Origin of the sequence: Streptomyces sp. NBC_01171 (assembly GCF_045039805.1) — a bacterium.
Classification (GTDB): domain Bacteria; phylum Actinomycetota; class Actinomycetes; order Streptomycetales; family Streptomycetaceae; genus Streptomyces.
Window position 1 is genome coordinate 6,141,656 of sequence record NZ_CP108609.1, and the last position, 12,819, is coordinate 6,154,474.

Genomic DNA, 12,819 nt, shown 5'->3' on the forward strand with positions numbered 1-12,819 from the left:
GTTCGCCTGACCCCCGAGGAAAGGCAGGTTGGCCACAGTGCTGCTGCGTCTGCCCACGTCCGTATCCGAAGCGCGGGAATACCTGGCCGAGGGAGCCGTGCCCGTAGGCGGCGCCACCCTGGTCTGGGCCACCTGGCAGCGCGACGGGTTCCCGGCCCAGGCCGTGTCGCTGCGCGAGCTGCCGGAGGCCAACGTCCTCGGCCCCGAGGAACTGGGCGGCGCCGTCGTCCTCAACCGCGTCGACGACCGCGTCCCCGAGGTGCTGCGCCGCGCGGCGGGCTCGGTCGGCACCGGCGCCGTACGCCGCGCGGCCACGGTCGGCGGCAACATAGCGGGCAGCACCCTGCGCTGCCTCCTCCCGGCGGCTCTCGTCCTGGACACCCGCGCCACGGTCCTGACCTCCACCGGTGTGTACGACACCGACCTGGCCGAGGTCGTCGCCAAGAGCCCCGTCCTGCTCAGCCTGCGCTGGCGCACCCCCGTGGCCAGCGCCTACCGCAAGTACGAGGGCGAGCCCGGCGGACCACCGCCCCTCGTCGTCGCCTCCGCCCTGCACGCCCTGGGTGAGGGCCGCTACCGGCTCAACATCGCCGTACGCGACGGCTACGAGGTCGTCAGCGAGAGCACCGAGTGCGGCACCGACCCCGAGGAACCGCTGTCGGCACTCGGAACGACGCTCCTGAGCGACATCCCGGCCGCGCGCACGGCGGTCCACGACCAGGTCAACGGGCTGCTGCCCCGCTGAACCGGACACCGAGAAGGGGGCCACGGCTCCTGCCATGGCCCCCTTCGCCGTACGCCGCTCAGACCGCGCTGTCGCGCAGTTCCGCCAGTGAGTCCTTGGTCAACTGCCGGGGCACCGACTCCGCGTCCACCAACAGCACGTCGCAGGGCGCCCCGTGGGTGAGGGCGGAGGTGATGCTGCCGTCCGCGAACTGGGCCAGCGGCCCGCGCGGCGAACGGCCCACCGCCACCGCCCGCGCGCCCACCCGCGCCGCGTGCTCGGCCAGCACCCGTCCGGCGGCGGCGTGGTCGCCGACGCTGGTGAGCACCTGCCCCGACGCCGTCACGCCGTGCGCGGCCAGCCGGGCGAGATGGGCCGAGACGGCCGCCCGCGCCTCCTCGGCGCCCTCCGGCTCCACGGCCTGCTCCTCCACCACGACCGTCTCCCGGACATGCACGACCTCCAGCGGACTGCCGGTCTCCCGCGCGAGCCGCGCCGCCGCGTCCACGATGGCCGCGGCCCCGCCGTGCGCGCCGACCGCCACGATGACCCGCGGCCCGCCCGCCGCCACGGGCGCGCCGACCGCGGTGAGCGAGGGCGTCACGACGGGCTCATCCTCCGGCCGCTCCTCCGCCTTCCGCAGCAGCCCGTGCCCGCTGGCCAGCACCGGGATGGCCAGCACGAAGGTCGCCGCGCCCAGGTAGAACGGCACACTCAGATCCGTGGCGTCCGCCAGCTTGCCCGCGACGAACGGCGCGAGACCACCGCCGATGAACCTCAGGAAGCCGTACGCGGAGGACGCCACCGGACGCTCGACGGGGGAGACGAGCATGACCGCCTGCGTGGTCAGCGTGTTGTTGATGCCGATGAAGGCACCGCTCACGATGACCGCCACGATCACCACCGTGGGACTGTCGACCCCCGCCGCGATGACCGCCATCACGACGCCGAGGCCCAGGAGGTTGGCGTACAGCACCGGCGCCGTGCCGAAGCGGGCCTGGAGGCGCGGGGCGAAGAACACGCTGAACGCGGCCACCAGCAGACCCCAGCCGGTGAAGACCAGGCCGAGTTCGTGGGCGCTCAGCTTCATCGGGTAGGGCGCGTAGCCCAGCATGGTGAAGAAGCCCCAGTTGTAGAGCAGCGCCATGATGCCCATCGTGAGCAGCCCCCGGTGCCGCAGCGCCTTCAGCGGGGCGATGGGGGACGTGGGCCGGGCGGGCTTCGGCATCGAGGGGACGAAGGCCAGCGTGGCGAGCAGCGCCACGGCCATCAGCACGGCCACCCCGAAGAACGGCCCGCGCCAACTGATCGCCCCCAACTCCCCGCCCAGCAAAGGCCCGACGGCGATGCCGAGGCCGAGCGCGGTCTCGTACAGGATGATCGCGCCGCCGAAGCCGCCGCTGGCCGAGGCGACGATCACGGCGAGCGAGGTGGCGATGAACAGGGCGTTGCCCAGACCCCAGCCGGCCCGGAAGCCGACGATGCCGTTGATCGAGTCGGTGGTCCCGGCCAGCGCCGCGAAGACCACGATGACCGCCAGGCCGACGATCAGGGTGCGCTTGGCGCCGAACCGGCTGGAGAACCAGCCGACGAACAGCATGGCGACGGCCGTCACGATCAGATAGCTGCTGAACAGCAGGGACACCTGGCTCGGTGTGGCGTGCAGACTGTCGGCCAGGGCGGGCAGGATCGGGTCGACGAGCCCGATGCCCATGAACGAGATCACGCAGGCGAACGCCACGGCCCAGACGGCCTTCGGCTGCCGGAACGGGCTCGCGGCCCTTCCGTGCGGTGCACTCATTACCGCTTCTCTCCAGTCAAGTCGCTCTCCTCGGCCCTGCCGTGGCGGCGCCGGAGAGATCCGACGGATGGTTCAGGAACGCTCCTGTATCGCGCGGGCCAGGGCCGGCAGCGCGACCCGCACGGCCTGCCGCTCCGGCTCGGACAGTTCACCGACGAGCTGTCCCAGCGCCTCGGCACGCTCGGCCCGGCGCTCCCGGAACACCTCCTCGCCCCGCTCGGTGACCTCCACCAGCACGCCCCGCCCGTCCGTGTGGTCGGCGACCCGCCGTACCAGCCCCGCACGCTCCATGCGGGTGACGAGCTGGGTCATGTTCGGCTGGGTGGCGTTCTCCGCCCGCGCCAGCTCGGTCAGCCGCTGCGGCCCCTCGCGGCCCAGCCGGCCGAGCGCCGAGGACGCGGCGGTACTGAGCCCGCCGGCCGTGGCGCTGCGCCGCACATGACGGACGAGCTGCTCCACGGCGATCATCAGTTCCTCGGCGGAGGTCTCGGCGGGACCACTGTCCATAACCCGCTTATGCATAAGCTCATTATGCAGATGCGTGTACGGTGAAGCAAGTTTTCGGGGCGCAGAAGCCGGCTCCGTAGCCGGTGGCTCATGAGGGGAGGTCAGGCGGTGGCCCGGAAGAGGGTGCCCAGCTCCGCGAAGACGGCGTTGTTCAGTGCGAACGCCGACCGGCACTCCTCCGCGACGCGCTGTTTCTCCAGCTCCTCCACCGGCAGCGCGTCGAGCCGCGCGCGGTACTCGCGTTTGAAGGCGGCCGGGTTGTCGATGCCTTCGAAGACGTAGAAGCGGACGCCGTCGCCCTTGGTCTCCAGCCCCCAGGTCCGCTCCGCGATCCGCCGGATCACCTGACCGCCCGACAGATCGTCCCGGCTAACGGGTGTAGTGGTGGACGAAGGAACGTGCCCGCCACCGGATCGCCTTCCAGCCGGGTGGCGGAATCCTCCGACGCGCGGTAGACGAAGCGGAGTTGCTCGGTGTATCTGGTGAAGGCGTCCACGCCGAACCGGCCGCCGAGCAGATCGTTCATGAACGGCGCCTGCTCGGCCTCGGTGTGCCGGTCCTGGCCGGCGGTGCGGATGACCGGGGAGAAGAGGGGTGTCGACAACGCTGCCTCCCCGGCAGAGCCCGCGGTCAGATGGGTCGTTCCTTGCGTCCCTCCATCCACCCGCCTAGCTTGGACGCGACACGTCAGGATAGGTGGGCCGCCGATGACGCAGCCGCAGCACCCCCAGGACAGCGGAGCCGACGGCCGCCAGATCCAACTGGAGACCCACGGCCTCGACGTCATCGGGGACGCGGACCGCAAGGGCACCCCGCGCACCCTCTTCTGGCCCTGGTTCGGCGCCAACGTCAGCGTCCTCGGCCTCAGCTACGGCGCCTTCGCCCTCGGCTTCGGCATCTCCTTCTGGCAGGCACTCGCCGCCGGAGTCCTCGGCATCCTCGCCTCGTTCCTGCTCTGCGGCCTCATCGCCGTCGCCGGGAAGCGCGGCTCGGCGCCCACCATGGTGCTCAGCCGCGCCGCCTACGGAGTACGCGGCAACCGCCTGCCGTCCGTCATCTCCTGGATACTCACGGTCGGCTGGGAGACCGTACTCGCCTCGCTCGCCACCCTCGCCACCGCCACCGTCTTCAGCCGCCTCGGCTGGGGCGGCGGCACCGAGACCATGGCCGTCGCCCTCCTCGTCGTCGCCGCGCTCACCGTGGTCGGCGGCGTCATGGGCTTCGACCTGATCATGCGCCTCCAGACCGTGATCACCGTCATCACCGGCGTGCTCACCCTGGTCTACGTCGGCCTCGTCGCCGACCACGTCCACTGGTCCACCGTCAGCGCCATCCCGGCGGGCTCGACCCAGCAGTTCATCGGCGCGCTGGTGTTCATGATGACCGGTTTCGGGCTCGGCTGGGTCAACGCCGCCGCCGACTACTCCCGTTACCTCCCGCGCTCCTCCTCCAGCCGCGGCGTCATCGGCTGGACCACCCTCGGCGCCTCCGCCGCCCCGCTGCTCCTGCTGGCCTTCGGCCTGCTCCTCGCCGGGTCCTCCGACCGGCTGAGCCAGGCCATCGCCGCCGACCCCATCGGCGCGCTGACCACCATGCTGCCGACCTGGTTCCTCGTCCCCTTCGCCCTGGTCGCCGTGCTCGGCCTGGTCGGCGGCGCGGTGCTGGACATCTACTCCTCCGGCCTCGCCCTGCTCTCCGCCGGACTGCACGTGCCCCGTTATCTGGCCGCCCTCGTCGACGGCGTCCTGATGATCGCCGGCTCTGTGTACATCGTGTTCTTCGGCGGGGCCTTCCTCGGTGAGTTCATGGGCTTCCTCACCACCCTCGGCGTCCCCATCGCCGCCTGGTGCGGCGTGATGCTCGCCGACCTCGCCCTGCGCCACCGGGACTACGACGAGGGCGACCTGTTCCGCCCCGACGGCCGCTACGGCGATGCCCGCGCCCTGCCCCTCGTCCTCACCGTCGGCGCCACCGTGATCGGTTGGGGCCTGGTCACCAACACCGCCGCGCGCTGGCTGAGCTGGCAGGGCTACCTCCTCGGCCCGCTCGGCCTCGGCGGCCGGTCCGGCCAGTGGGCGTACGCCAACCTCGGCGTCCTCGTCGCCCTGGCCCTCGCTTTCCTCGGCACCCTGCTGCTGACCCGGAACCGGGTCCGCGCCCAAGAGGCACTCCCGCCGAGCCCGGCCCCGGTCCAGGGGATGTACGGGGCGTGAGGCCGGTGCCCGGGCTGCTCGCCGTCATCGACATGCAGCGCGTCTTCGCCGACCCGGACAGTCCCTGGGCCACCCCGCGTTACGCCGAGGCGGCCGCGGGGGTGGCGCGGCTGCTTCCCGCGTTCGGAGACCGGGTGGTGTTCACCCGCTTCCTCGCCCCCGCCCGGCCCACCGGGGCCTGGCGCGCCTACTATGACCAGTGGCCCTTCGCCCGCCAGCCCCCGGACGCGGAGCTGTGGCGGCTGACGCCGGAGTTCGCCGGCCTGGGTGCTCCGGTCCTGGACGCGGAGACCTTCGGCAAGTGGACCCCGGAACTCGCCGCCGGCCTCGCTCCCGGCTCGCGGCTGGTCCTGGCCGGGGTCAGCACCGAGTGCTGCGTCCTCACCACCGCCCTGGCCGCCGCCGACGCGGGCACCGAGGTCGTGGTCGTCGCGGACGCCTGCGCGGGCGTGGACGACGAGGCGCACGCCAAGGCGCTGCACGTGCTGGACCTGTACCGGCCCTTGGCCCGTGTCACCACCGTCGACGAACTGCTGGGCGTGGGCGGGCCCTGAGGGGGTGTGGCTGCCTGCCGTCCGATCGGGTGAAGGTCCGGGACGGGCTCCGGCCCGCTGGAAACCCGCGCGCATGGTCCGGGTCCGGATGGGTACGCGGCCGGGAGCGCGCTCGGGCCCCGGTCCAGCGTGAGCCCGTACGACCGCACTACCTGGGGATGTGCCATGGAGACACCCGCACACGACGACCTTCCGACGCCGACGCCCGCCCAGCAGGCGCTGGACGTGCTGGCCGTCAACACCGACGACCAGGCCGCCCTTGAGACCCTCGCGCACAGCGACGTGCTCGTCCCGATGCCCGACGAGGCCGTGGACGCGGAGGGCGCCGACTCCACCATGGTCGCCCTGCCGGTGCTCGAGCAGCCCGGCGGTGAGCAGGTGGTACCCGTCTTCACCTCGGAACTGGAGATGGCCGGGCTGCTGCCCTCCGTCTCCCGCTACCGGCTGATCCAGCTCGGCGCCCTCGCCTCCCAGTGGCCGGAGGAGGAGCTGTCGCTCACCATCGACGGCAGCTCGGAGCACGGGCTGACGCTGACCTCGCAGGGCGTGCGCTCACTGCTGGCGCGCTGAGTCACCTGACGTATGGCGGAGTCGCACGTGGGCGGCTTCGCCATACGTGTGCCTCTGGGGGAGTGGGCTCAGCCCATGTGTGGCGCACCTATGTGGGCCGCACCCGCGTGCGGTGCGCCTGTGTGGGCGGCGCATATGTGCGATGGCCCCTGTACGGAGGGCCCCATGTGCGAGCCTGACGTCAGTCCGAAGACTCCGCCAGCATCCGCTCCAGCACACCGCGCTGCAGCGGCAGCACCTCCGCGTGCAGCTCGCGGCCCCGGCGGGTGAGGCTCACCCACACCCCGCGCCGGTCCTCCGCGCACACCGAGCGCTCGACCAGCCCTTCCTTCTCCAGCCGTCCGATCAGCCGCGAGAGCGCGGACTGGCTGAGGTGGACCCGGCCGACCAGGTTCTGCACCCGGCAGTGGTCGCCCTCGGCGGGCGTCTCCGTGGACAGGATGTCCAGCACCTCGAAGTCGCTGGCACCGAGCCCGTGCGGATGCAGGGCGCGGTCTATCTCGCACATGGTGCGCGCGTGCACCGCGAGGATGTCCCGCCAACGTTCTTCGAGCCGGGCGCCCTCGCCCGTCTTCACTGCCATACCCGCACGGTAGCACCGATCCAGCCAATCGTTGACTGTGCAACTAGTGCGGGCGCAAGCCCCCGTACGGGCGACCCCGGCCCTCCGGCCTCACCCCGCCTCACCACGCCCCCCGCCCCGCCCGCCGTCGGGTACCGGACAACCCGTCCCGAGAGCCGGACGCGCCCCCGCCGCCTGCGCCACAGTGGGACCACGGGACACCAGCAGCCCAGGGCGGGGGAGGGGAGGCGTAGGCATGATGGGCACTCCCTCGGGCCGCATACGGCAGACCCTCCTGGACTGGCTCAAGGACCCGCCCGCCCACTTCCCCCCGGCGAGCCTCGACCCCCTCGGCACCGGCGTCACCCCGCGCGCCGTCGCCGCCAAGCTCGGCGTGCCCCGCCGGACGGCCGCGGCCCACCTCGACTTCCTCACCCGCCTCGGCCTCCTGCGTACCCGCCGCCGGCTGCTGCGCACCTACTACCGCCGGGACGAGGCCCGTATCGCCGAGGTGGCCCAGCTCTTCGAGAAGAACTGGTGACCCTCACTTACCGGGCAATACGGGCGTCGACGGTAAGAAGTCGTTGTGAGGGAGCCGGGTTCCGCCCGGAGCACGCGTGGCCCTGTTCCGTCCCACACCCCGGGTGCCTCTACGCTGCCGTACGCGCGGGCGGCGCTCCGGAGCGGTCCGCGCCGGTGCCGTACGGGCGCGCCAAGACGTGTCCGCACCGCCGTCGACCCCCTCTCCCCAGAACTGGAATCCATGAGTGCCATCTCTGTCGGTCAGGCCGTCGTCCTCGGAGTAGTGGAGGGGGTGACCGAGTTCCTCCCGGTGTCCTCCACCGGCCACCTGAAGATCACCGAGGGGCTCATGGGCATCCCCGTGGACGACAAGTCCGTGGTCGGGTTCTCCGCGGTGATCCAGGTCGGCGCCATCGCGGCCGTGCTCGTGTACTTCTTCAAGGACATCAAGCGGATCGTCAGCGCCTGGTTCCGGGGCCTCTTCAACCCCGAGGAGCGCTACCGCCACGACTACAAGTTCGCCTGGTGGGTGATCGCGGCCACCATCCCGATCGTCGTCGTCGGACTGGCCGCCAAGCCGCTCATCGACGGCCCGCTCGCCTCCCTGTGGGTGGTCGCCGGCTCGCTGATCGTGGGCTCCGGTGTCATGTGGGCCGCCGACCAGATGGGCCGCCACAAGCGCGGTGAGGACGACACCTCGTTCAAGGACGCGATGCTGGTCGGCTGCTCGCAGATCCTCGCGCTGCTCTTCCCCGGCTTCTCCCGCTCCGGCGCCACCATGTCCACGGCGCTCATCCTCGACCTCGACCGGGTCGCCGCCACCCGCCTCTCCTTCTTCCTCGGCATCCCGGCCCTCACCGGCGCCGGTGTCTACGAACTGAAGGACGCCCTCGGCGCCGGCGTGAGCGCGGCCCCGCTGGCGGTGGGCACCGTCGTCTCCTTCGTCGTCGCCTACGCCTCCATCGCCTGGCTGCTGAAGTTCGTCGCCAAGCACTCCTTCAACGCCTTCGTGATCTACCGGATCGTCGTCGGCGTGGCGCTGATCGGCCTGCTGGCCACCGGCACGCTCAGCAACTGAGGCGAGCGCGCCACCGCACGGGGTGCGGACGTCCGGACAAGCCGGGCGTCCGCACCCCGTTCGCGTGCCGGATCGTCACGTCTTGACAGGTTCTGGCCTCAGACCGCACGATCGCTCCGTGAACCTGTCAGACAGCCAGACAGGTGGTCCGGCCCCCCGACGCGTCAGCGCCCTGGAAGCGGTCCTCGGCCACCTCCGCGGCGCCATCGAGCGCGGCGAGTACGCGATCGGCGACAAGCTGCCCTCCGAGGCCGAGCTGTGCCGCACCCTGGAGGTCTCCCGGCCCGTCGTCCGCGAGGCCCTGCGCGCCCTGCACACCATGGGGCTCACGGTCTCCCGTACCGGCAAGGGAACGTTCGTCGTCGCCGACGCGGTGGAGGACCCCACCTTCGGCGACTACGCGGCCAGCGACCTGCTGGAGGTCCGCCGGCACGTCGAGGTCCCGGTCGCGGGGTACGCCGCCCGGCGCCGCACCCCGGAGGACCTGGACCGGCTGACCCTGCTCCTGGACCGCATGGAGCGGGAGACGGACACCGCCGCCTGGGTCGCCATGGACACCCTCTTCCACCTCGCCGTCGCCGAGGCCGCCCGCAACCCGGTCTTCCGCAAGGTGATCGAGGAGATCCGCGACGCCCTCGCCCGCCAGTCGGCCTTCCTCACCGAACTGGGCGGCCGCCGCGAGCAGTCCGACCGCGAGCACCGCGCCCTCCTCGACGCGCTCGCCGCGGGTTCCGAGGACGACGCCGTCGCCGCGATGACCCACCACCTCGACCGGGTCGCCACGACCCTCACCCGAATCGTCCGCCCCGCGGGCACCGCCACACCCCCGGCGCTGCCCGTACCGGGCGGTCCCGAGACCACAGGAGCCGACGCGTGACCCATGCCCAGGCCATCCCCGACCCCGCGACCCGGGCAGTGACGCCGGCCGGCGCCCCCGCCCTCCGGGAACCCGGCCACACCCCCGTCGCCCACCTGGTGCGCGGCGGAGTGATCGAGGGCGTCCACCACGGCTCGGTCGTCGTCCTAGGCGCCGACGGCGAGGTGCGGTTCCGGCTCGGTGACACCGAGGCCGCCTTCTACCCGCGCTCCGCCCTCAAGCCCCTCCAGGCCGTCGCCATGCTGCGTGCGGACCTGCCCCTCGACGGCGACCTGCTCTCCTTGGCCGCCGCCAGCCACTCCGGCGAGGAACGCCACCTCGACGGCACCCGGCGCATCCTGGAACTCGCCGGACTCACCGAGGCCGAGCTGCGCAACACCCCCGACATGCCGTTCGACCCCGTCGTCCGCGACCTCTGGGTCCGCGAGGGCCGGGGCCCCTCCCGGCTCGCGCAGAACTGCTCCGGCAAGCACGCCGCCATGCTGTGGACCGCGAAGCTCAACGGCTGGTCCCTGGAGGACTACCTCGACCCGGCCCACCCCCTCCAGCGGGCCGTCGCCGAGACCGTCGAGGACCTCACCGGCCAGCGGGTCGCCCATGTCACCGTGGACGGCTGCGGCGCGCCCCTGTTCGCCGTCTCCCTGCACGGACTCGCCCGCGCCCTCGCCCGCATCACCACCGCCGCCCCCGGCACGCCCGAGGCGCGCGTGGCGGACGCGATGCGCGAGCACGCGGAGATGGCCTCCGGGGTCCGCCGCGACGTGGCCGCGCTGATGCGGGCCGTGCCCGGCCTGCTCGCCAAGGACGGCTTCGAGGGCGTCCAGGTGGCCGCGCTGCCCGACGGCCGCGCCATCGCCGTGAAGATCGCGGACGGCGCCGACCGGGCCCGTATCCCCGTCGCCGCGGCCGCCCTCGCCCACGCCGGGATCGACCCGGCCCTCCTCACAGAGTTCGCGGGCGCACCCCTGCTGGGCGGGGGGCGGCCGGTGGGGGCGGTACGTACGGTGCCGGCGCTGGACCTCGCCTCCTGACCGGTCAGGCTTTGGTGCCGCTACCGGTGTCCTTGCCGCTCTTGCCGCGCAGGGCCAGGGTGACGCCGGCCGCGCCGAGGATGACGATGCCGGCGATGGTCGCGGTCCGCGTCCAGTCGGTGTCGTCGTCCGGGGCCGGGGAGGTGGCGGCCGCGACGGGGATCGCGGAGTGCGTGGGCTCCGGGGTGGCGCGCAGCCCGTCCAGCGAGCCCACCGGGTCCACCCGTCCGGTGGCGGCGAAGCCCCAGTCCAGCAGTTGGCGCGCCTCCTCGTACACGGCGAGTCCGCCGCCCTCCTGCGGGTTCATCACCGTGACCACCAGCGTGCGGCCGCCCCGGCGGGCGGCGGCGACCAGGGTGTTGCCCGCGTTGCTGGTGTAGCCGTTCTTGATCCCGATGATCCCCGGATACGGGGCGACGCCGTCCTCGCCGGTCAGCAGGCGGTTGGTGTTCTCGATGGCGAACGGCCAGCCGTCACCGGGGAACTCGGCCTGCGCGGTGGAGCAGTACCGGGCGAAGTCGGGGTTGTGCAGCCCGGCCCGGCCGAACACCGCCAGGTCGAACGCCGAGGACACCTGGCCGGGGGAGTCGTAGCCGTCCGGGGAGATCACATGGGTGTCCATCGCGCCCAGCGTGCGGGCCTTGGTCTGCATCTTGGCGACGGTCGTGTCCACACCGCCGTCCAGGGCCGCCAGTACGTGCACGGCGTCGTTGCCCGAGCTGAGGAACACTCCGCGCCACAGGTCCGCCACCTGATAGGTGTGGCCCTCCTCCACACCGACCAGGCTGCTGCCCTCGCCGACGTCCGCCAACTCCTGGTAACTCACCTTGTGCTGCTGCGTCGCGGGCAGCGTAGGCAGGACGGTGAGGGCGAACAGGGTCTTCAGGGTGCTCGCGGGCGGCAGCTTGCGGTGCGCCCCTTCGGCGGCGAGGACGTCCCCGCTGTCGGCGTCGGCCACCAGCCAGGACAGCGCCGAGAGCTGTGGGGTCTCGGGGGCGCCGGCGCGCGGGCGCACCTGGACGCCGGAGCCGTAGAGCAGGGACGGCTGCGGGACGGCCGCCCGTGGTGCGGGCGGTGCGGGTTCCCCGCCGCTTCCGGTGGCGGCGGCCGCGGGCGCCAGGGCCAACGCTCCCACCATGCACAGGGAACAGACGGAAACGGTCGCCCGACGTGAGAATCCGGTGCTCATATGATCAACGTAGGAAGGTCGGCGGGGTGCGGCGAGCTGCCCGCGCCGGACGGCTGAACCGAGCAACCCGGATGCCACACTCGGGGTCCATGTGGCGGTGCTCCCTGGGCGGCCGCTGTGCGTGTGCTGTGAACACACCCCGACGTGCTCTGATGTCTGACGGGACGACATGGTGCGGCGCGACATGGTGTGGCGCCATATGTGCCTCGCCCCCATGACCTGTGTCCGGATGCCGTAACGATCCCGGTCGAGCGGGGTACTTGCGCGCCAACTGTGCCCTATCGTCACGACATGTCCACGCCACCGCAGCAGCCCGCGCAGCCCGCTGACCGGCCGCCGCAGCCCGGACCGCCCGCGCAGCCGCCCTCGGTCCCGCCCCAGCCGACCGCGTACCCCTATCCGAGCCCGCAGTCCGCGCCGCCGGTGCCGCAGTCGCCTCCGCCGGGCCCGTTCCAGGCGCCGACGATGCCCGCCGGCCCCCACCCGGGGAACCCCTACGCCCAGCCCCCGCAGTACGCACCCCCGCCGGTCCCGCCCACGGCCGGCGGAAACGGTGCCGCCGGACGGGCGGTGCTCTGGGCCGTCGTCGGAGCGGTCGTGGCCTCCGCCGCCTGGGCAGCCGGAGTCTTCCTGATCGGCGCCGCGGCGAACGCGGCGGACCTGCGCGGCTACGCGGCCCCCTCCGACCTCTGCTCCCGCGCGGAGTACGGTTCCTTCAAGGACGAGTACACCGCGAGCGACTCCACCCCGACCCACAGCTCTCTCAAGGACGCTGCGCTGGACGAGAGTTACTGCAGCGCGAGCCTGAAGAAATCCGGCTCCTCCTACACCGACGCCTACCTCTCCATCCAGGTCGACCTCCACAAGAAGACCGACCCGGCGCCTGAGTTCACCGCCACCTGGAAGAACTACGAGGCGAACCACACCGGTTACGACGTCGGCGCGGTCGAGGACATCGGTGACGAGGCGTACCTGGTCACCCAGGACACCACCAGCGGCACCTCCGCCGGCTCCCGCTACGCCACCCTCGCCGTCCGCGACGGCTGGGTCACCTACACGATGAGCTACAGCGCCTACCTCTCCTCGTACGATCCCGACAAGGACCCACCGAAGATCGACGAGATCTCGGACTGGCTGAAGACGGACACCCGCAACACGCTGGACCGGCTGAAGGACTGAAGGACTGAAGGG

13 protein-coding genes and 1 pseudogene are annotated in these 12,819 nt (G+C 72.4%); 9 read left to right on the plus strand and 5 right to left on the minus strand.

Translation table 11 applies throughout. From position 1 onward, the window contains the following. Positions 1 to 37: 37 nt before the first annotated feature. Positions 38 to 745, plus strand: a complete 708-nt coding sequence (locus tag OG448_RS28390) for an FAD binding domain-containing protein (RefSeq protein ID WP_405559013.1) — start codon at positions 38 to 40, stop codon at positions 743 to 745. Positions 746 to 803: 58 nt separating this feature from the next. On the opposite strand, the gene OG448_RS28395 is transcribed toward OG448_RS28390, so the two are convergent. From OG448_RS28395 to OG448_RS28405, 3 genes and pseudogenes are all read right to left on the minus strand, one after another. Continuing rightward, positions 804 to 2,525 (minus strand): MFS transporter, encoded by a 1,722-nt coding sequence (locus tag OG448_RS28395; protein ID WP_405558006.1) that lies wholly within the window; start codon positions 2,523 to 2,525, stop codon positions 804 to 806. 72 nt (positions 2,526 to 2,597) lie between these two features. Continuing rightward, entirely contained in the window at positions 2,598 to 3,047 is a 450-nt protein-coding gene (locus OG448_RS28400; protein ID WP_405558008.1) for a MarR family winged helix-turn-helix transcriptional regulator, read from the minus strand. A gap of 86 nt (positions 3,048 to 3,133) precedes the next feature. Further along, positions 3,134 to 3,636: pseudogene (locus OG448_RS28405) on the minus strand (heme oxygenase (biliverdin-producing)). A gap of 103 nt (positions 3,637 to 3,739) precedes the next feature. On the opposite strand from OG448_RS28405, the gene OG448_RS28410 reads away from it, so the two are divergent. The 3 genes from OG448_RS28410 (at position 3,740) to OG448_RS28420 (ending at position 6,369) form a co-directional block, all read left to right on the plus strand. Next, positions 3,740 to 5,245: a purine-cytosine permease family protein gene (locus OG448_RS28410; protein WP_405558010.1), complete on the plus strand. Its 1,506-nt coding sequence runs from the start codon at positions 3,740 to 3,742 to the stop codon at positions 5,243 to 5,245. After that, on the plus strand, positions 5,242 to 5,799 hold the full coding sequence (locus OG448_RS28415; protein ID WP_405558012.1) for a cysteine hydrolase family protein: 558 nt from the start codon (positions 5,242 to 5,244) through the stop codon (positions 5,797 to 5,799). The genes OG448_RS28410 and OG448_RS28415 overlap by 4 nt, the downstream gene beginning before the upstream one ends. 165 nt (positions 5,800 to 5,964) lie before the next feature. Continuing rightward, positions 5,965 to 6,369 (plus strand): SseB family protein, encoded by a 405-nt coding sequence (locus OG448_RS28420; RefSeq protein WP_030804053.1) that lies wholly within the window; start codon positions 5,965 to 5,967, stop codon positions 6,367 to 6,369. Positions 6,370 to 6,550: 181 nt separating this feature from the next. On the opposite strand, the gene OG448_RS28425 is transcribed toward OG448_RS28420, so the two are convergent. Next, positions 6,551 to 6,952, minus strand: coding sequence for a MarR family winged helix-turn-helix transcriptional regulator (locus OG448_RS28425; RefSeq protein ID WP_405558014.1), 402 nt, complete (start codon positions 6,950 to 6,952; stop codon positions 6,551 to 6,553). 235 nt (positions 6,953 to 7,187) lie between these two features. On the opposite strand from OG448_RS28425, the gene OG448_RS28430 reads away from it, so the two are divergent. The 4 genes from OG448_RS28430 (at position 7,188) to OG448_RS28445 (ending at position 10,439) form a co-directional block, all read left to right on the plus strand. Further along, positions 7,188 to 7,472 carry an ArsR family transcriptional regulator gene (locus tag OG448_RS28430; RefSeq protein WP_405558016.1) on the plus strand — a complete coding sequence of 95 codons (285 nt, stop codon included), beginning with the start codon at positions 7,188 to 7,190 and terminating at the stop codon, positions 7,470 to 7,472. Positions 7,473 to 7,694: 222 nt separating this feature from the next. Continuing rightward, positions 7,695 to 8,531 (plus strand): undecaprenyl-diphosphate phosphatase, encoded by an 837-nt coding sequence (locus tag OG448_RS28435; RefSeq protein ID WP_030804062.1) that lies wholly within the window; start codon positions 7,695 to 7,697, stop codon positions 8,529 to 8,531. 118 nt (positions 8,532 to 8,649) lie between these two features. Further along, positions 8,650 to 9,408, plus strand: a complete 759-nt coding sequence (locus OG448_RS28440) for a FadR/GntR family transcriptional regulator (protein WP_405558018.1) — start codon at positions 8,650 to 8,652, stop codon at positions 9,406 to 9,408. Further along, positions 9,405 to 10,439, plus strand: coding sequence for an asparaginase (locus tag OG448_RS28445; RefSeq protein ID WP_405558019.1), 1,035 nt, complete (start codon positions 9,405 to 9,407; stop codon positions 10,437 to 10,439). The genes OG448_RS28440 and OG448_RS28445 overlap by 4 nt, the downstream gene beginning before the upstream one ends. 4 nt (positions 10,440 to 10,443) lie before the next feature. Here OG448_RS28445 and OG448_RS28450 read toward each other — a convergent pair whose 3' ends face one another. After that, complete coding sequence (locus OG448_RS28450; protein ID WP_405558020.1) at positions 10,444 to 11,628, minus strand: D-alanyl-D-alanine carboxypeptidase family protein; 1,185 nt, start codon at positions 11,626 to 11,628, stop codon at positions 10,444 to 10,446. 291 nt (positions 11,629 to 11,919) lie between these two features. Between OG448_RS28450 and OG448_RS28455 the strand changes: the two genes are divergently transcribed. Then, on the plus strand, positions 11,920 to 12,807 hold the full coding sequence (locus tag OG448_RS28455) for a hypothetical protein (RefSeq protein ID WP_405558022.1): 888 nt from the start codon (positions 11,920 to 11,922) through the stop codon (positions 12,805 to 12,807). Positions 12,808 to 12,819 lie beyond the last annotated feature (12 nt).

Excerpts from the sequence above, each read along its gene's own strand:
- OG448_RS28395 (WP_405558006.1), bottom strand. The coding sequence starts at position 2,525 with ATGAGTGCACCGCACGGAAGGGCCGCGAGCCCGTTCCGGCAGCCGAAG.
- OG448_RS28400 (WP_405558008.1), bottom strand. The coding sequence starts at position 3,047 with ATGCATAAGCGGGTTATGGACAGTGGTCCCGCCGAGACCTCCGCCGAG.
- OG448_RS28410 (WP_405558010.1), top strand. The coding sequence starts at position 3,740 with ATGACGCAGCCGCAGCACCCCCAGGACAGCGGAGCCGACGGCCGCCAG.
- OG448_RS28420 (WP_030804053.1), top strand. The coding sequence starts at position 5,965 with ATGGAGACACCCGCACACGACGACCTTCCGACGCCGACGCCCGCCCAG.
- OG448_RS28425 (WP_405558014.1), bottom strand. The coding sequence starts at position 6,952 with ATGGCAGTGAAGACGGGCGAGGGCGCCCGGCTCGAAGAACGTTGGCGG.
- OG448_RS28430 (WP_405558016.1), top strand. The coding sequence starts at position 7,188 with ATGATGGGCACTCCCTCGGGCCGCATACGGCAGACCCTCCTGGACTGG.
- OG448_RS28435 (WP_030804062.1), top strand. The coding sequence starts at position 7,695 with ATGAGTGCCATCTCTGTCGGTCAGGCCGTCGTCCTCGGAGTAGTGGAG.
- OG448_RS28450 (WP_405558020.1), bottom strand. The coding sequence starts at position 11,628 with ATGAGCACCGGATTCTCACGTCGGGCGACCGTTTCCGTCTGTTCCCTG.
- OG448_RS28455 (WP_405558022.1), top strand. The coding sequence starts at position 11,920 with ATGTCCACGCCACCGCAGCAGCCCGCGCAGCCCGCTGACCGGCCGCCG.